At 30.3% G+C, this 24,283-nt stretch carries 18 protein-coding genes and 3 pseudogenes; 17 read left to right on the forward strand and 4 right to left on the reverse strand.

Annotated elements, in window-relative coordinates; translation table 11 throughout:
• Positions 1–163: 163 nt before the first annotated feature.
• The 9 genes and pseudogenes from K292_RS0100250 to K292_RS19480 form a co-directional block, all read left to right on the forward strand.
• Positions 164–580: a HutP family protein gene (locus K292_RS0100250; protein ID WP_037372078.1), complete on the forward strand. Its 417-nt coding sequence runs from the start codon at positions 164–166 to the stop codon at positions 578–580.
• An 89-nt stretch (positions 581–669) separates the two neighbouring features.
• The gene (locus tag K292_RS0100255) at positions 670–3,087 is read left to right on the forward strand and encodes a DNA internalization-related competence protein ComEC/Rec2 (protein ID WP_027398150.1); all 2,418 of its coding nucleotides are present in this window, start codon (positions 670–672) and stop codon (positions 3,085–3,087) included.
• Entirely contained in the window at positions 3,063–4,124 is a 1,062-nt protein-coding gene (holA, locus tag K292_RS0100260; protein ID WP_027398151.1) for a DNA polymerase III subunit delta, read from the forward strand. Before K292_RS0100255 ends, holA begins: the two co-directional genes overlap by 25 nt.
• 16 nt (positions 4,125–4,140) lie before the next feature.
• Complete coding sequence (locus K292_RS18950; protein WP_027398152.1) at positions 4,141–4,815, forward strand: hypothetical protein; 675 nt, start codon at positions 4,141–4,143, stop codon at positions 4,813–4,815.
• 423 nt (positions 4,816–5,238) lie between these two features.
• Positions 5,239–5,760 (forward strand): NADH-quinone oxidoreductase subunit NuoE, encoded by a 522-nt coding sequence (nuoE, locus tag K292_RS0100270; RefSeq protein WP_027398153.1) that lies wholly within the window; start codon positions 5,239–5,241, stop codon positions 5,758–5,760.
• A gap of 11 nt (positions 5,761–5,771) precedes the next feature.
• Positions 5,772–7,520 carry an NADH-quinone oxidoreductase subunit NuoF gene (locus K292_RS0100275; protein WP_027398154.1) on the forward strand — a complete coding sequence of 583 codons (1,749 nt, stop codon included), beginning with the start codon at positions 5,772–5,774 and terminating at the stop codon, positions 7,518–7,520.
• An 18-nt stretch (positions 7,521–7,538) separates the two neighbouring features.
• Positions 7,539–8,054, forward strand: a pseudogene (locus tag K292_RS19470) (2Fe-2S iron-sulfur cluster-binding protein); the annotation flags it as partial.
• 51 nt (positions 8,055–8,105) lie between these two features.
• Positions 8,106–8,987, forward strand: a pseudogene (locus K292_RS19475) (FAD-dependent oxidoreductase); the annotation flags it as partial.
• A 381-nt stretch (positions 8,988–9,368) separates the two neighbouring features.
• A pseudogene (locus K292_RS19480) lies at positions 9,369–11,030 on the forward strand (molybdopterin-dependent oxidoreductase); the annotation flags it as partial.
• A 145-nt stretch (positions 11,031–11,175) separates the two neighbouring features.
• Here K292_RS19480 and K292_RS0100285 read toward each other — a convergent pair.
• Positions 11,176–11,952: an enoyl-CoA hydratase-related protein gene (locus tag K292_RS0100285; RefSeq protein ID WP_027398156.1), complete on the reverse strand. Its 777-nt coding sequence runs from the start codon at positions 11,950–11,952 to the stop codon at positions 11,176–11,178.
• 790 nt (positions 11,953–12,742) lie between these two features.
• Between K292_RS0100285 and K292_RS0100290 the strand changes: the two genes are divergently transcribed.
• Positions 12,743–13,885: an MBOAT family O-acyltransferase gene (locus K292_RS0100290; protein WP_330364865.1), complete on the forward strand. Its 1,143-nt coding sequence runs from the start codon at positions 12,743–12,745 to the stop codon at positions 13,883–13,885.
• 15 nt (positions 13,886–13,900) lie between these two features.
• Positions 13,901–15,034 carry a DHHW family protein gene (locus K292_RS0100295; protein WP_027398158.1) on the forward strand — a complete coding sequence of 378 codons (1,134 nt, stop codon included), beginning with the start codon at positions 13,901–13,903 and terminating at the stop codon, positions 15,032–15,034.
• Between the two features lie 58 nt (positions 15,035–15,092).
• Here K292_RS0100295 and K292_RS0100300 read toward each other — a convergent pair whose 3' ends face one another.
• On the reverse strand, positions 15,093–15,743 hold the full coding sequence (locus K292_RS0100300; RefSeq protein WP_027398159.1) for a thiamine diphosphokinase: 651 nt from the start codon (positions 15,741–15,743) through the stop codon (positions 15,093–15,095).
• A gap of 48 nt (positions 15,744–15,791) precedes the next feature.
• Positions 15,792–17,075 carry an O-acetylhomoserine aminocarboxypropyltransferase/cysteine synthase family protein gene (locus tag K292_RS0100305; protein WP_027398160.1) on the reverse strand — a complete coding sequence of 428 codons (1,284 nt, stop codon included), beginning with the start codon at positions 17,073–17,075 and terminating at the stop codon, positions 15,792–15,794.
• A gap of 322 nt (positions 17,076–17,397) precedes the next feature.
• On the opposite strand from K292_RS0100305, the gene K292_RS0100310 reads away from it, so the two are divergent.
• From K292_RS0100310 to K292_RS0100330, 5 genes are all read left to right on the forward strand, one after another.
• Positions 17,398–17,676, forward strand: a complete 279-nt coding sequence (locus K292_RS0100310) for a NifU family protein (protein WP_027398161.1) — start codon at positions 17,398–17,400, stop codon at positions 17,674–17,676.
• A gap of 128 nt (positions 17,677–17,804) precedes the next feature.
• Positions 17,805–19,283 carry a 4-hydroxyphenylacetate 3-hydroxylase family protein gene (locus K292_RS0100315; protein ID WP_027398162.1) on the forward strand — a complete coding sequence of 493 codons (1,479 nt, stop codon included), beginning with the start codon at positions 17,805–17,807 and terminating at the stop codon, positions 19,281–19,283.
• A 130-nt stretch (positions 19,284–19,413) separates the two neighbouring features.
• Entirely contained in the window at positions 19,414–19,686 is a 273-nt protein-coding gene (locus K292_RS0100320) for a hypothetical protein (protein WP_027398163.1), read from the forward strand.
• A gap of 37 nt (positions 19,687–19,723) precedes the next feature.
• Positions 19,724–21,040, forward strand: coding sequence for an acetyl-CoA hydrolase/transferase family protein (locus K292_RS0100325; protein ID WP_027398164.1), 1,317 nt, complete (start codon positions 19,724–19,726; stop codon positions 21,038–21,040).
• 12 nt (positions 21,041–21,052) lie between these two features.
• Positions 21,053–22,171 (forward strand): 4-hydroxybutyrate dehydrogenase, encoded by a 1,119-nt coding sequence (locus K292_RS0100330; RefSeq protein ID WP_027398165.1) that lies wholly within the window; start codon positions 21,053–21,055, stop codon positions 22,169–22,171.
• Between the two features lie 66 nt (positions 22,172–22,237).
• On the opposite strand, the gene aroE is transcribed toward K292_RS0100330, so the two are convergent.
• Positions 22,238–22,978 (reverse strand): shikimate dehydrogenase, encoded by a 741-nt coding sequence (aroE, locus tag K292_RS15420; RefSeq protein WP_051280075.1) that lies wholly within the window; start codon positions 22,976–22,978, stop codon positions 22,238–22,240.
• Between the two features lie 279 nt (positions 22,979–23,257).
• Between aroE and K292_RS0100340 the strand changes: the two genes are divergently transcribed.
• Entirely contained in the window at positions 23,258–24,265 is a 1,008-nt protein-coding gene (locus tag K292_RS0100340) for a DUF975 family protein (protein WP_169515398.1), read from the forward strand.
• Positions 24,266–24,283: the final 18 nt, after the last annotated feature.

Raw genomic sequence — 24,283 nt, forward strand, 5'->3', positions numbered from 1 at the left:
TATACCATAATAGAGCATTTGTGTTAACAAATATATTGAATATCATACATTTGTAATAATTAGAAGTTATAATTATTTGATTTGTTACTCTATAACATAGTATAATAGAATTTATAAATATTACAATAAGTGATTCTTTATATAGGAGGTATGGTGGATAAATATGTATGATAGTATAGATGTCGCAAGGGCTGCTATTAAATTGGCAATTACATCTAACAGAAGTTCAGAAGAACAGCTTCTATTGAAATTGAAAGAAAGAAAGATTTACGGTGCAGCTGTTGATATTGGAGGGGATATTGTAAATTCAATTCATATTATTATAGAAAGAGCTATCATTGCATCTCGTAAGAGTGGAATTACAAGAGAGTGTCATGTTCAAGACGGTGCTATTGCAGGTGCAGCAAGGGAAGCATTAATGCAGATTGCAGCTAAAGCCACAGGACTTAACGGTGGAGGAAAAGTTGCTATTTGCAGACATAAAGAGCATATTAGTGTATGTATTTTCATGAGTATAGGATTATTACACTTGAATGAAGTCGTAATAGGTCTAGGGCACCGTTCTTTGCCCGAAGATTAAATAAATTATAGTAATATTGACAAAATATGTAAAATAATGTAATGTATACATGAGAGAAAAAGAGGATTGGTTAATATAACTGGGGAATTATGTTTAGAAGACCAATTGTTATAGTTTTTATATCTTTTGTTTGTGGCATTGCATTACAATATTTTATTTATGTTAAAATATTTCTGTTAATTCCCATTTTTCTTATGGGGATATTTTTCAAACTTTATTTAAAGAAAATAGATTCTATTTATGCATTGGCAGGTATTTTTCTTATTGTATTTGCAGTTAGCTCATTATATTTTCAAACTATAGACAGTAAAAAAAGTATGTTTGAAGATAATGAGGGGCAAAGTACATATATTTACGGGAGAGTATTATCTATTAACATAAAAGATGATAATTTTTGTAAAATTACTGTAAAAACTACTCAGGGAGAAAAAGTTCTTATTAATGTAAGTGGAGTATTAAAAGAATTAGCTGTTAAAATTCCACAAGATATTACAGGAAGAAATATTAGGGCTAAAGGGGTTATTGAGTTACCGTCTTCTAAAAGAAATCCGGGAGGTTTTGATAACAGCCTTTATTTAAAGACAAAGGGAATTAAGATTATCATTAAAAGCAATGTGAATTGTGTTAGAATAATAAACGGAGATTTAGGTAAATATTCCAAAGTAAATCTTATCATGAATAAATTAGCGCTTCTTAAATATGGCTATTTATCTAAATTAGAAAGTATACTTGATATAAAAGCATATTCTTTACTGTCGGGCATGCTGTTCGGGGATAAAACCCTACTTGATGATGATATTTATGAAGCTTTTCAGCGTAATGGTGTTGCTCATATTTTAAGTGTTTCAGGAATTCACGTTGCTATAGTTTATTTATATATTAATAAATTAATGGGAAATAGAAGGAATTGGCTTTTTAGTTGTATTTCTATTTTATTATTAATATTTTATGCGGCTTTAGCTGAATTTTCAGCTTCTGTTGTAAGAGCTGTATGTATGATTACGGTACATATTTTATCTAAGCTTATTTACAGAAGGTATGATCTTTTAACAGGCGTTTGCAGTTGTGCATTGGTTATGCTTTTAATAAATCCTTATTATTTATTTAGTATAGGATTTCAATTATCATATTTGGCGGTGTTATGTTTATCTGTTATATTACCGTGGATTAACAGGAGAATAGAATTTTTAAGTGAGGGAAGATGTCCTGAATTTATTATAAAATTATTGCTTTATTTATCACCTCTTTTAACGATTCAATTGGGATTGATACCTTATACCGCTTATTATTTTAATTATTTTTCTATTGCGGCATTTTTCTTAAATATTCCTATTATTGCTATTTCAAGTATTATTATACCAATAGGAATTTGCTTGATTCTTATTTATATTTTTTCTTTATTTCCTTTTCTAGAGATTTTTGTTTCGCATATTTTTGGAATTGGTGCAGTTTGTTTAGAGTTAATGTTAAATATAATGGCTTGGTTAAACGATTTATTTTACAAATCTCAAATGAGTTATGTCAATGTTGTAAGCCCTTCAGTTTGTTTTCTTTTACTCTATTATATTTTCATCTTTTTTAGTTTGTCAGAGTGGTTTCGTATTATGTACCAAAGAAAAAAGTGGAGAAAAATAATTTTTATTACAATTTTTTTTGTAACAATATCTTTTATTTTGCCAATTGTTTTTTTGGAGGATTATAGTAAAGTCAGTATCACTTTTCTTGATGTAGGGCAGGGAGATTGTCTTATTTTAAAAACACCCAAAGGTAAAAATCTTTTATTTGATGGGGGAGGAAATATAAATTATGATATAGGAAAGAAGGTTTTATTACCCTACCTTTTAAAAAATGGCATAGATGAAATAGATCTTGCATTAGTTAGTCATATTCATGATGACCATTTTTTAGGCATGGCATCGTTAGCAAAGGAAATGAATATAAAAAAATTAGGAATATATGCTGCTAATAAGTATAGGCAAGATTATATTATCAAAAATACTGGATTAAGTGAAAAAAATTTGTTATACTTGACAAAAGGGCAAAGAATATTTGTAGAAAATGATATATGGATTGAAGTTTTATATCCATGTTTAAGAATAGAAAATGAATATAAAGAACTTATTAAAGAAGATGCAGATGAGAATATGAACAGCTTACTTTTAAAAATACATTATTTAGACTTGGAAATCTTAATGACAGGAGATATGGGTTTTAATGAGGAAAAAGAAGTTTTAAAAATATATGAATCTGCAGAAGAAAATATATTAAACTCAGATATTCTAAAGGTTGGTCATCATGGAAGTAAATATTCCACAAGTGATGAGTTTTTAAATGTAATATCTCCAAAACTGGCTGTTATTCAAGTGGGTAAAAATAAATTTGGGCATCCAAGCAAAGCAGTAATTGAAAAATGCAAAAAGTCAGGTATAATAGTATATAGAAATGATTTAAATGGAGCAATAATGTTTTGGAAAGGAAATCAATGGCATATAAAAACGATGCTATGAAAGAGCATGCATATAAAATAATAAATAAAGAATTAAAAGAAGGCGGTATTAAAAATTTACTGTTTTTTTATGGAAGAGAACTTTATCTTATTAATTGGGCTGTTGAAAGTATTTTAAAACAAGTTGTCGATTTATCATATAAGGATTTGGATTTTTGTAAATTAGATGGTAAAATTGTAACTATAGGAGACATTAAAAATAATTGCGAAACTATTTCTTTAATGTCTAAAAAAAGAGTGGTTCTTTTAAACGAATTTTTGTTGCTTGAGGACGGAAAATCTAAATATTTTAATGAAAAAGATGAAAAAGAATTATGTGAGTATCTTAAACATTTACCTGAAAGCTGCATCTTAATTATTGTTGGCAGCGACAAGGCACCGGATAAAAGAAAAAAACTTTATAAGTCTATTTCGGAAAATGGCAATGTTTATGACTTTTGTCAATTAGAAGAAAAACAATTGAAATTATTTATTGAAAAAAAATTTAAACAAGCAGGAAAAATTGCTAAACCAAGTATTATAAAAGAATTTATTATTTTATCAGGTTATTATGATAAAGATTCTGACTATACTTTATATAATTTGGACAATGATATTAAAAAAATTATTGCTCATAGTGAAGAGCCGGAAATTTTTTTAACAGATATAAATGAGATTATTTCTGGTAATATTAATACAAATGTCTTTGCATTGATAGATGCTTTAAGTAAGAATCGAAAGGATGAGGCATTTTATCTTCTTCATAATCAATTGAGTTTTGGTGCAAGTCATTATAGATTATTAGCTTTAATATGTACACAATTTGAACTCATTTTAGCGGTTAAAGAGATGAAGGGAAATGGAATGAGTTTAGATAAAATTAAAGGGACATTAGGTATTCATGAATTTAGAATAAAAAAAGCAGCAATGTTTGCAGAACGGTATAGTATAAAACATTTGAAACAAATTTTACAGAAAGTTTATGATGTAGATAAGAATATAAAGACAGGTCTTTTAGGATCTTCTTTAGCACTTGAAATGTTTATTGCAGAAATTTAGAACATGTGGAGGCTCCATGACAAAACAATTAAAAGCAGAACTCATATTAGTATTAGTAACTTTATTTTGGGGAGTTTCATATTTATTAATTAATTTTAGTACAAAAGATATTGAATTTATAGAATTCGATTATTATATATTTATTTCTCTTTTTGTAGCTTTTCTATTTGCATTTCTAAAGTTTAAAACAATGAATAGGCTTATTTTTAAATATATTTCTATTATTGCTTTTTCACTTATTACCGTTTATTTAAGTACTACTTTCAAAAATAATTTTATAAGTTTTTTAGATATAAAATTTTTTTATAGTTTAATATTAATAATTATTATTGTATTAGTCTTTTTTTATAATAAAGAAAAAATAAGTAAAAATTGTATTCTGATTATGGCTTTAAGCATAACAGAAAATGTAATACTTATTTTATATAAACAGTTTATACCAGTTATAAATGATATTCTTTGTTTTTTATCTGCATTATATAATGATATAAACTTATTGTTTAAAGAAGCATCCATAATAAATAGATTATTAGAATGTTGTTTTGTATTAGGTAATTTTTTTACAGGTTTGGCTTTTATTTTTCAAATCTTACTAATGCAGACTTTTAATGCATTTAATAAGAAATTGTATTTATACTGGGATCTGTTTTTTCGCAATTGTAATGTGTATATTAATAGAGGAGGTGCTTAAACTTAGGGGTTATATTTTGTACAATATTACTAATGGATAAGCAAGTTATTTATTTTTTAAAATGTATTAAATTAATTTTTTACATTCAATTTAAATAAAAGATGATTAACAGGATAAAATAAAAAATGGTTAGTATATATGTAAATTTGAAATTTTATTCATATTGTATACAATTACCATGTAAATAGTATTAAAACTTTTAAATTTTATGCTTTATTTTTTCAGTTAAATTATGAATTCAATAAATAATGAAAAACTATAAAAATGTAAAAAAGTAGTGAAAATAATTAATTTTCTGAATTTTCCAACAAAATATCTCTTACAACCCCTTGTTTGTATAAGTATTTTTTGATATAGTTAAACTAATATAGATTGAATTATGCAAATAGTTAAAATATTTAGTTTGTTTGGGAGGACAAAATTATGACATGCCAAAATAGCAATTGTCAGTGTGGATCTAAAGGGACCTCTGACTTTTCTGAATTAACTCCAGTGCTTGAAGAATATGCAAAAGTACCTGGAAGTTTAATTACAATTCTACAAAAAGCACAAGATCTCTATGGGTACCTTTCTATGGATGTAATCAATTATATTGCAAATGAAACGGGGATAAAAGCTGCTAAAATTTATGGTGTGGCAACTTTCTATACTCAATTTAGAATGAAGCCAATTGGAAAGTATTTAATTATGCTTTGTCAAGGGACAGCTTGCCATGTAAACGGTTCCAAGATGATTGAAGAAGCTATCTGCGAAGAACTTAAAATTAAAGATGGTGAGACTACAGAGGACGGAATTTTTACATTAAATAATGTAGCATGTTTAGGATGTTGCAGTTTAGCACCTGTAATGATGGTTAAAACTGTAAATGGTGAAGAAACTTATGGAAACTTAACAAAAGAAGCCGTAAGAATAATTTTAAAAGAGATAAGAAATAGAGAAAGCTAGGAGGTGAGGAATTGAAAGTAATTGTTGGTCAAGGTAGTTGTGGTGTTGCTACAGGAGCTAAAAAAACGGCTGATGAGTTTGAACATCAAATAAAAGAAAAGGGATTAAATATATTTGTCGACAAGACTGGGTGTATTGGTACTTGTTATTTGGAACCTATTGTAGATGTGTATGATGATGAAGGAAAAATAACAAGATATGTAAGGGTACAGCCTGATATGGTTTCAGAAATAGTTGATAAACATTTGATAAATGGCGAAATAGCAACAAATTTAGAAATTTCTGAAGTTGATAAGGAATTTATATCTAAACAGAAGAGAATAGTTTTAAGAAATTGTGGTCTTATAAATCCTGAAAAAATTGAAGAGTATATTGCAGTAGGTGGTTATGAGGCAACTAGAAAAGTAATTACTTCAATGACTCAGGACGAGGTTATTGAAGAAATAAAGGTTTCAGGCTTAAGAGGCAGAGGCGGTGCTGGTTTTCCAACATGGTTTAAATGGAATGCAGCAAAACAATCTCCTGGCAAAGAAAAATATATAGTATGTAACGCTGATGAAGGTGATCCGGGAGCTTTCATGGATAGAAGTGTATTGGAAGGTGATCCCCATACATTAATAGAAGGAATGATTATAGGAGGCTTTGCAATAGGAGCATCTGAAGGAGTTATTTATGTTCGTGCGGAATATCCTTTAGCTATTCATAGACTTGAATTAGCAATGGAGCAGGCAAGAAAGAATGGCTTTCTTGGTAAAAATCTTTTTGGAACAGATTTTAGCTTTGATTTAAGAATTAAAGCAGGTGCAGGTGCTTTTGTATGCGGAGAAGAAACGGCACTTATTGCTTCACTTGAGGGTGAAAGAGGAATGCCAAGATTAAAGCCTCCATTTCCTGCGCAAAAGGGATATTGGCAAAAACCTACAAATATTAATAATGTAGAAACCTATGCAAATATTGCATGGATAATCTTAAATGGTGGAAGTGCTTTTGGAGCAATGGGCACAGAAAAAAGTAAAGGGACTAAAGTCTTTGCTCTTGCAGGAAAAATTAAAAAGGGTGGATTGATTGAAGTTCCAATGGGGCTTTCTCTAAGAGAAATTATTTATGGAATCGGTGAGGGGATTAAAAATGATAAAGAATTTAAAGCTGTTCAGATGGGAGGTCCGTCAGGAGGATGTATTCCGGTTGAGCTTATTGATACTTTAGTAGATTATGAACATATTACAAAGACAGGTGCTATTGTTGGATCAGGTGGTATGATTGTCATGGATGAAAGTACTTGTATGGTAGATATGGCAAGATATTTTCTTGACTTTACAAGAAAAGAATCTTGCGGAAAATGTAATTATTACCGTATCGGAACAAAAAGAATGTTGGAAATCCTTGAAAGAATTACTCAAGGTAAAGGTAAAGACGGAGATATTGAACTTCTTGAAGAACTTGCTATAAAAATTAAAGAAGGTTCTTTATGCGGTCTTGGTCAAACGGCACCGAATCCGGTTCTTACAACATTAAAATACTTTAGAAATGAATATGAAGACCATATATATAATAAAAAGTGTACAGCAAAATCATGTAAAGCATTACTTAAATTTACTATTACGGATAAGTGCGTAGGTTGTACTCTTTGTGCAAAAAAATGTCCTGTTAATGCAATTAAAGGTGAACTTAAAGGTAAGCATGTAATAGATCAAGATTTATGTATTCAATGCGGAAAATGTGAAGAATCATGTAAGTTCAATGCGATTGAAAGGGATTAGAGAGGAGAGGTGAAATAAATGAAAAAGTTTAGATTAAATATCGATGGAAAAGAAGTTCAGGGCTTACCAGGTCAGACTATTCTTGAAGTAGCAAAAGAAAACGATATTTTCATTCCTACTCTCTGCTTTGATGAAAGGACTGAGATTTATGGTTCTTGCGGAATTTGTGTTGTAGAGGTTGAAGGAAATCCAAAGATGGTTAAAGCATGTGCAACGGAAATTGTACCAGATATGATTATTAAAACAAATACAGAAAGAGTAATAGAATCGAGAAAGACAAATTTGGAATTACTCTTATCAAACCATGTTGGAGATTGCAGACCTCCATGCGTCTTAGCCTGCCCTGCTCAGACAGATTGCCAAGGATATGTAGGGCTTATTGCAAACGGACAATTTAAGGAAGCCATTGAATTAATAAAAGAAACAATTCCTTTGCCAGGTGCAATAGGTAGAGTTTGCCCACATCCATGTGAAGACAATTGCAGAAGAAAGCTGATAGAAGAGCCTATTTCTATTGCATGGCTAAAAAGATTTGCTGCTGATACTGATTTATTTGGAGAAGATCCATTTATGCCTGAAATTGCGTTGCCATCAGGTAAGGCAGTAGCTGTTATCGGTGGTGGACCATATGGACTTACAATGGCTTATTTCTTGAGAAGAATGGGGCATGATGTTACTGTTTATGAAGCAATGCCTAAATTCGGCGGTATGTTAAGATATGGTATTCCTGAATATAGATTACCTAAAGAAATTTTGGATGAAGAAATTCATCTAATTGAAAAGATGGGTGTAGAATTAATTGCAAATACAAAGATTGGCGTAGATATTACACTTGACACTATAAGAAAAGATTATGATGCAGTATGCATTGGTATTGGAGCTTGGGTTTCAACAGGAGTTGGATGTAAAGGTGAGGATGCAGATGGAGTTGTAGGAGGAATTGATCTTTTAAGAAAAGTAGTCAGAAATGAAAAAATCCAATTAGGTGAAAATGTTGCTATTGTAGGCGGTGGTAATACTGCTATGGATGCATGTAGAACAGCAGTAAGACTTGGTGCAAAAAAGGTTTATAATATTTATAGACGTACAAAAGCAGAAATGCCAGCAGATATGGTTGAAATAGAAGAAGCTGAAGAAGAAGGCGTAATTTTCAAAAACTTAACTAATCCAATAGAAGTAATAAAAGATGAAAATGGGCATGTAAAACAAGTAAAGCTTCAAATTATGGAACTTGGAGAGCCTGATGCATCTGGTAGAAGAGCACCTAAACCAATTGAAGGTAAAACAGAAACTATTGATATTGATACTATGATTTTAGCCATTGGTCAGGCTGTTGATTCTTATGGTTTAGAAGACTTGGATTTGACGAGGAAAAAGGGTATTGTATATGATACACAGACCTTTATGACTAGTATGGAAGGGGTCTTTGCTGGGGGAGATTGTGGAAATGATAAAATATCCATTGCGATTGAATCTATAGCAGATGCCAAGAGAGGTGCAGTTGTTGTAGACGCATATTTAGCAGGAGAATCTATTAAATATGAAAAACCATATGTAGTAAAAAGAGATGATATAACAGAAAAAACTTTTGAAGATAGAGAAAGACAATGCAGACCTAAGATGGAGCATTTGAGTCCTGAAGAAAGAAAAGATAATTTTTCTGAGGTTGTTTTCGGATATAACATAGATCAAGCAATGGATGATGCAAGCAGATGCTTAGAATGTGGATGTCATGATTATTTTGAATGTAAGCTTATAGATTTTGCAAATCAATATAAAGTAGAACCAGAGAGATTTGAAGGTGATGTAAATAAAATTGATGATGATGATGATCATCCGTTTATCGTAAGAGATCCTAATAAATGTATTCTTTGCGGACTTTGTGTTCGTATGTGCGATGAAGTTATGGGTGTTGGTGCATTAGGTCTTGTATCAAGAGGCTTTGATACTGTTATTAAACCAACATTGGAAAGACCTCTTATAGAATCTGGTTGTGTTTCTTGCGGTCAATGCGTAAATGTATGTCCTACAGGAGCTATTCAAGAAAGACTTACGATAAATAAATCTGTTCCTCTTCCAACAGATGAAACAGAAACAACATGTGCTTATTGTTCGGTAGGATGCAGTATGCATATTGAAACATATGGGAATATGTTGATAAAAGCAATACCGAATAAAGAAGGTCCGGTAAATAATGGACTTTTATGCGGCAAAGGAAAGTTTGGATTTGATTGTTCAGAATTAGAAGGAAAAATTCTTGATCCAATGATTAAGAAAAATGGGAATTTTGAAGAAACAGATTATCATGAGGCTTTTGTATTAACCGCTAAAAAAATTCAATCAGTAGCTGCTAAATATGGTAGAGATACTGTAGCGGTGGCTATTTCAGACAGATATACTAATGAAGAAGCATATGTAATGAAGAAATTAGCTAAAAGTATTGGAGCAAAGACTCTATGCTTTAATAATAGAGAAAGTGGTATAGCTAAGGTTCTTGGTTTTGATGCATCACCAAATACTATTGAGGAATTAATTTCTACAGATGTAATTCTTGTTACTGGGTTTGTTACAAACTTTAATCCTGTTATACAATTAAAGCTAAGAAAAGCCGCTAGAAATGGCGCAAAAGTAATTTTAATTAATCCACAAGGATATGAGCAAAGCTTTGATTTTGCGGAAAAAGTTATATATACAAATAATGATAATAACTTCCTTAAGCAGATTGCTAAAGTACTTTGTGAAATGAAGTCTATTGATAAAGATGGATTTGAAGCCTTTTCTGATACAGTAAAAAATGTAACTGTAAGTAATGAGGCAAAGGAAATTGCAGAGATTTATAGTAAAGCAAAAAAAGCTATGATTGTGTTCCAGCAAAATTTTGTTACAACTGATACGGCAACTCTTCTTGCTGATATAGCAGTTATTTCCGGTCATATTGGAAGTCCTAGAGATGGTATTCTCCAAATTAAGCCCAAAAATAACAGCCAGGGACTTATAGATCTTGGAATTAGAAAAGGAGCTGAAGCTATGGAGGGTGTTAAAGCACTTATTATATTTGGCGAAGATCCTGAAATTGATTTATCCGATTTGGAGTTCCTAATGGTTTCTGATACTCATATAACTGAAACTGCTAAAAAGGCAGATGTCATAATACCGGGGACAGGATTTACAGCAGCAAATGGAACATATACAAATACAGAAAGAAGATTACAATCTGTAGAAGCTGCTGTATATGAAGAAATTGACTTTAATAATTGGCAGATTGCCTCTGAAATTGCACATGTCTTTGAAGTTGAAATGGGCTTTAAAGATACTTCAGATATTATTTATGAAATGACAGATCAACTTCTTAAATATAAATATTCAGAAATAGGAGAGATATTTGGTGGAGTCTTTAAGGCAGAAAAAATAACTTTAGTACCTGTTAAAGATGGAAATTTTGTTGATCCTATAAAATGTACTGATAATTTAATGAATATGATAAATGAAAGATTACCAAAACCAGTATAATAATTATAAACGTATAAAGAAGCGCTGTTTTAATTGATAATTAAATGGATATGTATTTTTTTAGTTTATGTTTCTCTATAATAAAAAGGATTTAAACTGATTTCAGTTTAAATCCTTTTTAGTTAATTTTTATGTATAAGTTATATTATTTGTTTTCAAATTTAGCAGCTCTTTTTTCTAAGAATGCATTCATACCTTCTTTTCTATCATCAGAGCAGAATGGAGCAGCACATGCTTCACCTTCATAAGCTACACCTGTTTTAACATCAAGCATAATTCCGTTGTTTACTGCAATTTTAGCGTGCTTAACTGCAATAGGAGCTTTTGACATTATAGTTTTTGCAATTTTTTCACAAGTAGAAATCAATTCATCACCAGGTACGATTTTTTCAACTAATCCAATTCTGTAAGCTTCATTTGCATCAATCATTTCAGCTGTCATTATCAAATATTTTCCCATGCCTTTTCCTACTAATCTTGGAAGTCTTTGTGTACCTCCAAAACCAGGTATAATTCCAAGATTTACTTCAGGTTGCCCGAATTTGGCTGCTTCAGATGCAACCCTTATATCACATGCCATAGCAAGCTCACATCCGCCACCTAGTGCAAAACCGTTTATTGCAGCAATAACTGGCTTTGTAATTTCTTCGATAAAGTTCATGACTTTTTGACCTTGCTTCATTAATTCTTGCCCTTCTAAACCGGTTAAGTTTACCATTTGAGAAATGTCAGCACCGGCAACGAAAGCTCTTCCTTCTCCTGTTAAAATAGCTATTTTAACTTCAGGATTTTTTTCTACTTCTGTAAAAGCTGCAAGCAAATCATCTAATACTTCTCCATTAAGAGCATTTAAAGATTTTGGTCTGTTTACAGTTATATATGCTATGCTATCTTTTACCTCATACTTTAAATTTTGATACATGAATATACTTCCTTTCTATTGTTAAATTAGAGCATAATGCTCCATATTTGAATTAAGTTATAAAATTATATTACCATTTAAACTTTAAAAAATCAACGAACAAAAGGATGTATTATGCATGCATGAAATTTTCAGATAATTTACCTGAAATATTTGAAAATAGTAGCCACTTCTTCACATCTTAATGATTCAAATTATAAGTATATTTGTTTTTAAGAAATAAAAGTTCCTTAAAAAATAATGAAAGAATGAAGACCATATTATGGAATTATATGCATAGCTTTGTGAAGAGAATAATAAGTATTGCTTATTAATAATTGTAAATAATTGTTATTAATTTAGACTTGTCATTTTTTTTACAGGCCTTTTTTTTAAAATAAAATTAGAGTATAATATATGAATAAAAAATTATAATATAATCAGATTATGTCAATATTTTAAAAACTATCACAAAAGGAGCTTAAAGCTTGGCTTTGAGTTCCTTTTATACTGATTAATTGAAATAATCATTTTTAATATTAATATAAAATAAATGAGGTAATATATGGTATTTAGCAGTTTAATATTTATATTTAGATTTATGCCGTTGGCTTTTTTGTTGTATTATTTAACACCGAGAAAATATAAAAATTTTTCCTTATTTTTGTTAAGTTTAATTTTCTATTCCTGGGGAGAAATTCATTATATTCCGGTACTTTTTTTAGCAATAATAGTAAATTTTTATATTTCTAATAAAATAGAAAAGAAATTTAATAATAAAAGATTGTGCAAGCTTTTATTAAGTATATCTATGATAACTAATTTAGGTATTTTGGGATTATTTAAATATAGTGATTTTTTTATAGATAATATAAATAATTTGTTCAATGTAAGTATATCTAATTTAGAATTAGCTCTTCCTTTAGGAATAAGTTTTTATACATTTCAGATCATGTCTTATAGCATAGATGTTTATCGGGGAAAAGTAAAAGCAGAAAAGAATTTTATTGATTTTGGTGCATTTGTAGCTTTGTTTCCGCAGTTAATTGCAGGACCTATAGTAAGATATACAGATATAAATAAAGAATTAAAGAATAGAAAAGTAGATTTTGATCAAATAAGGGATGGGATAGAATTATTTATTTTCGGACTAGCAAGCAAAGTTTTAATAGCAAATGCTATAGGTTCACTTTGGGATGAAGCATCAGAGCTTGGTTTCTCCAATATTTCATCTCCTCTTGCATGGCTTAGCATATTAGCTTTTACATTTCAAATATATTTTGATTTTAGTGGATATTCTTTAATGGCTATAGGTCTTGGTAAAATGCTTGGTTTTAATTTTCCTAAAAATTTTAATTATCCTTATATCTCAAAAAGTATGACAGAGTTTTGGAGACGCTGGCATATTACATTAGGATCTTGGTTCAGAGAATATTTGTACATACCTTTGGGAGGGAATAGGAAAGGTACTCTAAGGCATTATTTTAACTTGTTTTTTGTTTGGGCAGTAACAGGATTTTGGCATGGAGCTAGTTGGAATTTTGTGTTTTGGGGTTTACTTTTCTTTATACTGATCAGTTTAGAAAAATTATTTTTACTAAATATATTAGAAGGTAAGCATCTATTATCAAAGATATTTTCAAGAGTATATTTTATTATTTTAACTATGATTGGATGGGCTGTATTTGCTATTACGGATTTTAATGATCTTCAATTATTTTTTTCAAGGTTATTTGCATTTGATATAGGTACAGATGTTGTTTATTATATAAGAAATTATTTTATGGTATTTATTCTTGCAGGAGTATTTTCTACACCAATACTGAAAAAACCTTGGGAGCATTTAAATAAAAACGGAGCTGTCAGAACTATTATATTGTTAGTATTATTTATTATTACTGTAGCATATATTGTGGATTCTTCTTATAATCCATTTTTATACTTTAGATTTTAGAAAGAGGCAATATGCATGAAGAAACTTTTAAGATATCCTTTAATTATTTTATTTACTCTTATTGTATTTGGATTCACTGTTTTAGATACTTTTACTCATGATAAGTCTTATTCTCAGTTAGAGAATAGAGTACTGGTTCAAAGACCAAATCCAACTTTAGAGAAAATTATATCTAATGAATATACAAAAGATTATGAAGAATACATAGATGATCAAATACTAGGAAGAGATGAATGGATAGACATTAAGTCCAGGGTGGAATTTATACTTGCAAAGGTGGAAAATAACGGAATAATATATGGAACAGATCATTATTTGTTTGAAAAATATAAGATAATGAATGAAACTAGACTAAATAAAAATGTAAACTTTATTATGGAATTTATAAAAGATTGTAAATATCCAGTAACTTTTGGGATTATTCCAAATTCATATATGAAAAATCAAGATAAATTACCTTACGGTCTTGATAATTTAAATCAATATACATATATTAATGATATAGATGATAAGATAAAAAAAATAAATAATAATAATGGAAAAGAAACAGAAATTTTAAATTTAAATGATTTAAATTTAAAGTATTATAAAACAGATCATCATTGGACAACTCAAGGAGCATACATTGCTTATGAGCAGCTTATGAAACAATATAGTCTTCCTATTATTAGCGTGGAACAATTATCTGAATTTAAAAAAGTTGAAAAGGATTTCTATGGAAGTTATTTTAATAAGTGTAAAGTTTTTAATGCAGAGCCCGATATAATAACTTATTATGATATACCAATAGAAAGAGTAACAATAGATGGAAAAGACAAAAATGGAATTTATGATTTTTCAAAATTAAAATCACGTGATAAATATGGAATGTTTTTATATGGAAATAATGGGATTACTAAAATAATAAGTAACAATAAGATAAATAAAACTGATAAAAAGACAAAAATTCTAATTATTAAAGATTCATATGCAAATTGTTTTACTCCGTTTTTAACATATAATTTTGATGAGGTGACAGTAATAGATTTAAGATCTATAGGAGTTAAGCTTAGTGATTACTTGAACGAAAATGAATTCGATAAGGTGCTTATTCTTTATAATTTTAAGAGCCTTGCTAATGATGTTAACATAGCTAAAATAATTTTTTAAATAAAAAACTGTTTCGATCACGATTGATGAATCTTGAAACAGTTTTTTTTATATAATATTATTCTCTGGATAAAATAATTAATAATTTTCCTGTGGTATTACTTATTGTAATTGTATCTTCAATAAATTCATTACTGACGCCCAATGGAAAATTGCTTTTTAAATCAGCATTGATTAAGGGGTAGTAAACACCTTGAATACAGACTCCAGTGCAATTTTCTGTATATGAAAAAAGAGAAATTTTATAACCTTCTTTTTTATATTTTTGGCAAGAGGAAAGTTTTATCTGCATATCTTCAATCATTGCAACTTTGTCGTTCTTGCTGTTTATCCAAAGCCTGATTTTATTATCAATAGCATAGGAAAGACATTGGATATTAGCAATTGTATGATCTAATCTACCGCCGATTCCTCCGCATATAATAAAGTCATTAAACCCTCTTTGAATACCGGTTTTTAAACATAATAATGTATCGGTATCATCTTTTTCGGGAGTAGTTCTTATTGTTTCAATGCTGATGGGAATATGACCTTTAAAAGAATCAAAGTCGCCTATTACTAAATTAGGCATAATCTTCTCTGCTTCTGCTAAATTATATCCTCCATCAGCACATATAATATAATCATCACAATTTATATCAATACAATCTTTTATTAGCCCATCTATATATGAAGTTATTATAATGCAGCGTTTGTAATTAATGTTCATATTTGAACCTCTTGTTTAAAACGTGATATTTTGTATAATTATCTATTCTTAAACTTGTTCTAAAGCTTGCTTTATATCTTCAATGATATCATCAATATATTCTATACCTACAGAGAGTCTTATTAAACCAGCATCTATTCCTGCGTCTTTAAGCTGCTCATCAGAAAGCTGTCTGTGAGTAGCACTGGCTGGATGTAATACGCATGTACGTGAATCTGCAACATGAGTTACAATAGCAGCAAGTTTTAAATTATCCATAAATTTAACAGCTGCTTCACGACCACCATTTATACAGAAGGCTATAACACCACATGTTCCGTTAGGCATATATTTTTGAGCTAAATCATAATATTTGCTTCCCTTCAAAGAAGGATAGTTTATCCAAGAAATCTTATCTGAACTTTCTAGCATTCTAGCTACTTCTAATGCATTTTGACAATGTCTTTCCATTCTTAAGAATAATGTTTCTAATCCTATATTTAATAGAAAAGCATTATGGGGGGATGGAATTGATCCAAGATCACGCATTAATTGAGCTGTTGCTTTAGTAATATATGCTCCTTTACCAAAGGTTTTTACATAGGTTATCCCATGATAGGATTCATCAGGTTCAGTTAATCCTGGGAATTTATCTGCATAAGCCATCCAATCAAAATTTCCACTGTCAACAATGGCTCCACCCACACTTGTTGCATGACCATCCATATATTTAGTCGTTGAGTGAGTTATAATATCTGCTCCGTGTTCAAATGGGTGGCAGTTTATCGGAGTAGGGAAAGTATTATCCACAATAAGAGGTACACCATTTTTATGTGCAGCAGTAGAAAATTTCTTAAAATCCAATACAACAAGAGAAGGGTTCGAAATACTTTCTGCAAATACTGCTTTAGTGTTTGATTTAAATTCTTTTTGTAATTCTTCTTCAGTTATATCCGGATTTACAAAAGTAACTTCTATTCCGAGTTTTTTCATTGTTACAGCAAATAAATTATAAGTACCACCATAAAGAGCAGATGTACTTATAAAATGGTCACCTGCACCACATATATTAAAAATTGCATAAAAGTTTGCAGCTTGTCCTGAAGAAGTAAGCATTGCAGCAACCCCTCCCTCTAAGGCTGCAATTTTTGATGCTACTGCATCATTGGTTGGGTTTTGAAGTCTTGTATAGAAATAACCGCTTTCTTCAAGATCGAAAAGTTTACCCATATGTTCGCTTGAATCGTATTTGTAAGTAGTAGATTGATAAATTGGGATTATCCTAGGCTCTCCATTTTTTGGTGTATATCCGGCTTGAATACAATTAGTGTTAATGTGTCTTTCCTTTATCATTAATTTCACATTCCTTTCTGAAAATTCTTATTTTTTTTTTACATATTGTAAAACGCATTTAATTGCAGTATTATATATATAGTTAAGTAATATATATAATTTATGAGTATTTAATGTAATAAACAAAATTATATTAATCATGGTCAGATTAATTTGTTAATATATTATATAACTGTGAATTATAACACAATACTTAACAAATTAAAACTAATTATTTTAAAAATCTATTAACAAAATTCTACGTTTTTTAAAAAAGTAACTTTTTCATATATTATTTAATATATATTGTAAAAGTTTAAATTGTAGATAGAGGTGATAGCCTATGGAAGAAAAAATTAAAAAAGTGCTTGATGAGCAGGTTAGTCCGCTTTTAGAATCTCACTTTGGAGGAGTACAGCTTGCAAAATTTGAGAATGGTGTCTTATATGTGAGACTAACGGGAGCATGTAGTTCTTGTCCATCAGCACAATATACTATTGAGGACGTGGTTAAAACTATTGTCCTTAAAGAAGTACCGGAAGTCAAGGATGTTGTACTTGACACATCTGTAAGTGATGAACTTTTGGACATGGCGCGAAAATTGTTAAAAAAAGAAAAATAAGTATTATTGCGGCATAAAATTTGCACGTTTAGTTAAATGGTTAATTATGGAGCATAGTATGATGGGTGGCAATGGGGCTTAACTATCTGCTATAGTATCCAGGATATATAAAAAGGAGAGGACGCATTATGGCATTAAAGACAGAAGCTCAATATATTGAGAGCTTAAGAAAATTAAACACAAAAGTTTATTTAATGGGAGAGAAAATTGATAATTGGGTAGACCACCCTATGATAAGACCTTCAATTGATTGTGTAGCAATGACTCACAAATTAGCTGAAGATCCTCAGTATACTGATCTTATGACAACAAAATCACATCTTACAGGTAAAACTATAAATAGATTTACGCATATTCATCAGAGTACTGATGATTTAATTAAAAAAGTTAAAATGTTAAGACTTCTTGGACAAAAGACTGCTTCTTGCTTCCAAAGATGTGTAGGTATGGATGCATTTAATGCTGTATATTCAACGACTTTTGAAATTGATGAAAAATATGGAACCGAATATCATAAACGTTTTAAGAAATATCTTGAATTTGTTCAAGAAAACGATTTAGTAGTAGATGGTGCTATGACTGATCCTAAAGGAGATAGAGGTCTTCCTCCGCATAAGCAGGCGGACAAGGATATGTTTATGCATGTTGTAGAAAAGAGAGCTGATGGTATTGTTGTAAGAGGTTCAAAAGCTCATCAAACTGGTTGTATTAACTCACAAGAACATTTAATCATGCCTACAATGGCTATGGGTGAAGATGATAAAGAGTATGCTATTTCATTCTCTATTGAATCAGATGCTGAAGGAATCTTTATGATTTACGGAAGACAATCATGTGATACTAGAAAAATGGAAGATCCTGACAGCATAGATGTTGGTAATCCAAAGTATGGTGGACAGGAAGCATTAGTTGTATTTGATGATGTATTTATTCCAAACGAAAGAGTATTTATGTGTGAAGAATACGAATTTGCTACTATGATGGTAGAAAGATTTGCCGGTTATCATAGAGAATCATATGGTGGATGTAAAGTAGGAGTAGGTGATGTAGTAATTGGTGCTGCTGCACTTGCTGCTGAATATAATGGAGCACAGAAGGCTTCTCACATCAAAGATAAGCTTATTGAGATGACTCACTTAAATGAAACATTATATTGCTGTGGTATTGCATGTTCAGCTGAAGGTTGGAAGACAAAAGCTGGTAATTATCAGATTGATCTTCTTCTTGCAAATGTATGTAAGCAAAATGTTACTAGATTCCCTTATGAAATTGTAAGACTTGCTGAAGATATTGCAGGTGGTCTAATGGTAACAATGCCATCACATAAAGACTTCCATTCAACTGTTAAAGCAGGTAAAGGTGATAAGACTATTGGAGACTGGTGTAATAAGTACTTTGCAGGTAATGCTAATGTAAGTACTGAAGATAGAATGAAAGTGCTTAGATTTTTAGAGAATATTTGTCTTGGTGCAGCTGCTGTTGGTTACAGAACAGAATCTATGCATGGGGCAGGTTCTCCACAGGCTCAAAGAATTATGATTTCTCGTCAAGGTAATACAGAAATGAAGAAGGGCTTAGCAAAAGATATTATTGGTATCAAAAAATAATTTGAACCTTTTAGACTTTATAATGATATTAAACCGTCGGAGAATCTCTTCGACGGTTTAATAAAATATTTTAATGAGATTTAGAATTATCAGAATACATAGTATATAAAATAGGTAAGGAGAGAGTCCCATGATATGCGGAGTAAAATTTTGTGGTGGCTGCAATCCCAGATATGATAGAGGAGAAGCCTTTAAAAAAATAAAAGAACATTTTACACACAGAGTAGATTTTGTCATAGCAGAAGAGGGTAAAACTTATGACTTCCTATTAATTATCGGCGGCTGTACTAATTGTTGTGCATCATACAAACAATATAATTGGAAAACCGAGGTTATTAAGATGTGGGATGAAAAACATTTACCAGAAGTAATTGAAAAAATCGAGAGGATTATCTCCAATTAAATTAATAAATAAAAAATTATGATAGGAGGAAATTGATTTGGATTGGAAAAAAATTTATAGTGACAGAAAATGCACTGCAGAAGAAGCTGTTAAAAGTATTAAATCTGGAGATCGAGTAGCTTTTGCCCATGCTGTTGCAGAACCACCGGTACTTGTTGATGCAATGGTAGCAAATGCAGCAGCATACAAAAACGTAGAAGTTTGTCACATGGTAACTTTAGGAAAAGGTGAGTATTCCCATGCGGAATATAAAGACAACTTCAGATTTAATGGATGGTTTACAAGTCCATCTACAAGAAAATCTATAGAAGAAGGACACGGAGATTTTACACCTGTATTCTTCCACGAAGTTCCTAGTTATATTAGAAACGGCACTTTTGCTATTGATGTATTTATGGTTATGGTATCTCCACCAGATGAACATGGTTATTGTTGCGTTGGAGTATCTTCCGACTATACAATGCAGGCAATTAAATCTGCAAAGATTGTTTTAGCAGAAGTAAATGATCAAGTACCTGTTGTTTATGGAGAGACATTTGCACATGTAAGTGAATTTGATAAAATTGTTGAAACATCACATCCTCTTCCAGAAATTGGTCTTCCAAAGATTGGAGAAGTTGAGCTTGCTATTGGTAAAAACTGTGCCAGCTTAATAGAAGATGGATCTACACTTCAATTAGGTATTGGAGCAATTCCAGATGCAGTATTACAATCATTAAAAGATAAAAAAGATTTAGGAATACATTCAGAAATGATTTCTGATGGTGTTGTAGATCTTTATGAAGCAGGTGTTATTAACTGTTCTAAGAAGGGCATTGATAATGGTAAGATGACTGTTACATTTTTAATGGGAACAAAGAGACTTTATGATTTTGCTGCAAATAATCCTATCGTTGAAATGCGTACAGTTGATTATGTAAATCATCCTTGTGTAGTTGCACAGAGTACAAAACTTGTTTGCATAAACGGTTGTTTGTCTGTGGATTTTATGGGTCAAGTTGTATCAGACAGCATTGGAACAAGACAGTTCTCAGGAGTAGGCGGACAGGTTGATTTTTGCAGAGGAGCTGCAATGTCACTTGATGGAAAGGGTAAGAACATACTTGCTATGCCATCTGTAGCGAAGAAGAAGGATGGTACAAAGATTTCAAAGATAGTTCCATTCCTTGATCATGGAGCAGCGGTAACAACTTCAAGACATGACGTTCATTATATTGTTACTGAATATGGAATTGCACTTCTTAAAGGAAAGACATTAAAGGAAAGAGCAAGGGCTCTTATAGCTATTGCTCATCCAGATTTCAGAGAAGAATTAAAAGTTGAATTTGAAAAGCGTTTTAACGCTAAATTTTAAGGAGGATTTATAATGCAAGCATTAAGAGTGGTACCTAAGGTATTTTATTTCGATACTTTTAAAGAATTTAATGATGAATTTAAAATTGGTAAAGATGATCTTTTAGTGACTAATGAGTGGATGTATACACCTTATGTTGCTCCTTTAGGCATTGATACAAATGTAATTTTACAAGAAAAGTTCGGTTCTGGTGAACCATCAGACGAAATGATTAATGCTATGGCTGCTGAAATGAAGAAATATAATTTTAAGAGGATTATTGCATTTGGCGGTGGTACAATCGTAGATATTTGTAAAGTATTAGCTTTAGATGTACCTGAACAATCTGTAGATTTATTTACAGGAAAAGTACCTCCTAAGAAGATTAAGGAATTAGTTGTAGTTCCAACAACTTGCGGTACTGGTTCAGAAGTAACTAACGTTGCAATTGCGGAATTAAAATCACTTCATACAAAGAAAGGTATCGCAGTTGAAGAAACATATGCAGATACAGCAGTACTTGTTCCTGAAACAGTGAAGGGTCTTCCTTATAAGTTCTTTGTAACAAGTTCTATTGATGCTTTAATTCATGCTATTGAATCATATTTATCTCCAAAAGCATCTCCATTTACAGAAATGTATTCATTAAAGGCTATTGAAATGATTATGGCTGGATATAAAGAAGTTGTTGCAAAAGGAGAAGATGAAAGACTTAAATATCTTAAGGATTTCGTATTAGCTTCAAATTATGCAGGTATAGCTTTCGGAAATGCTGGTTGTGCCGCAGTACATGCATTATCATACTCAATTGGTGCTGCTTTCCACGTTGCTCATGGTGAAGCAAATTATCAATTCTTTACAGAAGTCTTTAAGATGTACATGAGAAAAAATCCTGATGGTAAGATTAAGCAAGCAAATAAAATATTCGCTGATATTTTAGGTTGTACAGATGGACCTGAAGTTTATGATGAACTAGAAAAATTCTTAAATAAATTAATTGTTAAGAAGCCATTGAAAGATTATGGAATGACTGAAGCACAGATTGATGAATTTACTAAGTCAACAGTAGAAAATCAGCAGAGATTACTTGCTAACAACTATGTTCCACTAAGTGATGCTGAAATTAGAGAAATCTTTGCTAACTTATATTAGTATATAAATAGCATAATAAATAAAAAAATTGCAGTGTCTTCTTTTGAAGACCTGCATTTTTTATTTTTAAGAATTCCAAATTTTTTGAGCTGCTATAGCTTGTTCATAAAGCATATGGCTTCCATTAATAATTTTAATACCTAGTTCTTCTGCATATTTTAAAAATAAAGTTTTCTCTGGGTTATATATCATATCGATTGCAACTTCTGCTTTGATAAGGTCTTTTGAAATAGGAGAAGCATTTACATTTGGATACATACCTACAGGAGTACAGTTAATAAGTATATCGCATTTTATATTAGCTTCTTTAAAAAATTCATATGATATAGTATATAGTGAATGAAAATTATTTTTATTGCGGCTGACGATAGTTATATCAGAAATTCCTTCATCTAAAAGTCCTTTTATCACAGCTTTTGATACACCTCCTGCTCCTAAAATGACAGCAGATTTTCCTTTAATTTTAGTATTATTATGCTGTATAGTTGAGACAAATCCATTATAGTCTGTATTGTATCCTATTGCTTTGCCATTTCTAAATAGGACTGTGTTCACGGCTCCTATAAATTTAGCTTGCGGTGAAATTTCATCTAATAAGGGAATAACTTTTTCTTTATATGGAATAGTAATATTTACACCTGTATAATTGGACTTTTTTAAAACATTAAAGTCAGATTCAAAATTCTCCATTGGTATTTCAATTAATTCATAGCTGCCATCAATATTGTTTTGTTCCATAAATTTTTTGTGAATCTCAGGTGAAAGACTATGAGATAGCTTCTCACCTATTAATCCTAATTTTATCATTATGCAGACCTCCAATTTTGTCGTAATTTATAATAGAATATTTTTATAAAAAATAATAATGTAATTAGTATATACTAATTATTGTAATTTTTAAAGCTATTGTAGCATTTATGGAGACAAAACTAAAAATCAAATAATTACAGTATATTGACAAATTATAAATACTGATATACTATTAAATAATATATGTCTAAGTTATTTAGAAAAATAAGGAAAAACTTATAAAAATGAGTTTTTATAAGACATGAAGTAATGGAAGGGAGATTTGGAGAATTAGAAATGGAGAATAAAATTATAGTAACAGAAAGTGCTTTTAATATGAGGTCAATTGCAAGACAGATGCTGGCAGAAAAATGGAAGATCGCTGTATTAGGAACACTTTTATATTTTTTAGCTAGTTATATACCTACTTTAATAATTGACTTTGTATTGGGTTCAAATAGTACAATTGGTGACTTTTTATCATTGGTTTATAATATTTTGGTTGGAGGTGCTTTGCTTTTTGGATTTTCAGAAATGATGCTTGCTATACACAGAGGTTCAGAGACTATTCCAAGTCAAGTTTTTTCTGGATTTGAGCAGTTCGGAAGGGCATTTTCTATTTATATACTAACGGGATTATTTATTCTTTTATGGGCTATCCCATCAATTATTCTTTTTATAATAGGAATAATATCCATAGCAGGTGCTATGCTTGGTCAAAGTGTAGGTGGTGGTATTTTTGCAATTATTTGTTTTATTGCAGCTTTAATAGCATTAATACTTCCTATTAGGGCCAGCTTTCAATATTCTCAAAGTTTTTTCTTAGCAATTGATAATCCTGATATGGGTGCTTTAGAGGTAATAAACAAAAGCAAAGTATTAATGGACGGTAATAAATGGAAATTATTTTGTCTTAAACTTTCTTTTATAGGGTGGTCAATTTTATGTACTATTCCAGTTTTTATTGTTACTATGTTATTTATATTTAGTATGAAGTATGCGACAATGTATTCTCTTTCATCTGATAGTATAATGAATAATGCCATGCTTATGGAAAATATGAATATGTCTAGAGGATACACATTAATGTTATATATTGGAATTTTTGCTTCATCATTTGGATTTTTGTGGCTTACTCCATATATGACAGTTGCTACAGCAGGATTTTATGAACTTTTAATAGGAAAGTTAAAAGTTACTCATAAAATGGATTATTCATTAGAAAATGAAAGGTTAGAAAGACCTGAAAGCAATAGTAACAATACAGAAAATAACATAGCTGAGTCAATAACAAAAAAAAATTGAAGATTAATAAAATTAAAT

The sequence above is a fragment of the Anaerovorax odorimutans DSM 5092 genome (genome assembly GCF_000426305.1).
Classification (GTDB): domain Bacteria; phylum Bacillota; class Clostridia; order Peptostreptococcales; family Anaerovoracaceae; genus Anaerovorax; species Anaerovorax odorimutans.

Excerpts from the sequence above, each read along its gene's own strand:
- K292_RS0100290 (WP_330364865.1), top strand. The coding sequence starts at position 12,743 with ATGATAACTAATTTAGGTATTTTGGGATTATTTAAATATAGTGATTTT.
- K292_RS0100250 (WP_037372078.1), top strand. The coding sequence starts at position 164 with ATGTATGATAGTATAGATGTCGCAAGGGCTGCTATTAAATTGGCAATT.
- K292_RS18950 (WP_027398152.1), top strand. The coding sequence starts at position 4,141 with ATGACAAAACAATTAAAAGCAGAACTCATATTAGTATTAGTAACTTTA.
- K292_RS0100300 (WP_027398159.1), bottom strand. The coding sequence starts at position 15,743 with ATGAACATTAATTACAAACGCTGCATTATAATAACTTCATATATAGAT.
- K292_RS0100310 (WP_027398161.1), top strand. The coding sequence starts at position 17,398 with ATGGAAGAAAAAATTAAAAAAGTGCTTGATGAGCAGGTTAGTCCGCTT.
- K292_RS0100330 (WP_027398165.1), top strand. The coding sequence starts at position 21,053 with ATGCAAGCATTAAGAGTGGTACCTAAGGTATTTTATTTCGATACTTTT.
- K292_RS0100255 (WP_027398150.1), top strand. The coding sequence starts at position 670 with ATGTTTAGAAGACCAATTGTTATAGTTTTTATATCTTTTGTTTGTGGC.
- nuoE (WP_027398153.1), top strand. The coding sequence starts at position 5,239 with ATGACATGCCAAAATAGCAATTGTCAGTGTGGATCTAAAGGGACCTCT.
- K292_RS0100340 (WP_169515398.1), top strand. The coding sequence starts at position 23,258 with ATGGAGAATAAAATTATAGTAACAGAAAGTGCTTTTAATATGAGGTCA.
- aroE (WP_051280075.1), bottom strand. The coding sequence starts at position 22,978 with ATGATAAAATTAGGATTAATAGGTGAGAAGCTATCTCATAGTCTTTCA.
- K292_RS0100295 (WP_027398158.1), top strand. The coding sequence starts at position 13,901 with ATGAAGAAACTTTTAAGATATCCTTTAATTATTTTATTTACTCTTATT.
- holA (WP_027398151.1), top strand. The coding sequence starts at position 3,063 with ATGGCATATAAAAACGATGCTATGAAAGAGCATGCATATAAAATAATA.
- K292_RS0100305 (WP_027398160.1), bottom strand. The coding sequence starts at position 17,075 with ATGATAAAGGAAAGACACATTAACACTAATTGTATTCAAGCCGGATAT.
- K292_RS0100315 (WP_027398162.1), top strand. The coding sequence starts at position 17,805 with ATGGCATTAAAGACAGAAGCTCAATATATTGAGAGCTTAAGAAAATTA.
- K292_RS0100285 (WP_027398156.1), bottom strand. The coding sequence starts at position 11,952 with ATGTATCAAAATTTAAAGTATGAGGTAAAAGATAGCATAGCATATATA.
- K292_RS0100320 (WP_027398163.1), top strand. The coding sequence starts at position 19,414 with ATGATATGCGGAGTAAAATTTTGTGGTGGCTGCAATCCCAGATATGAT.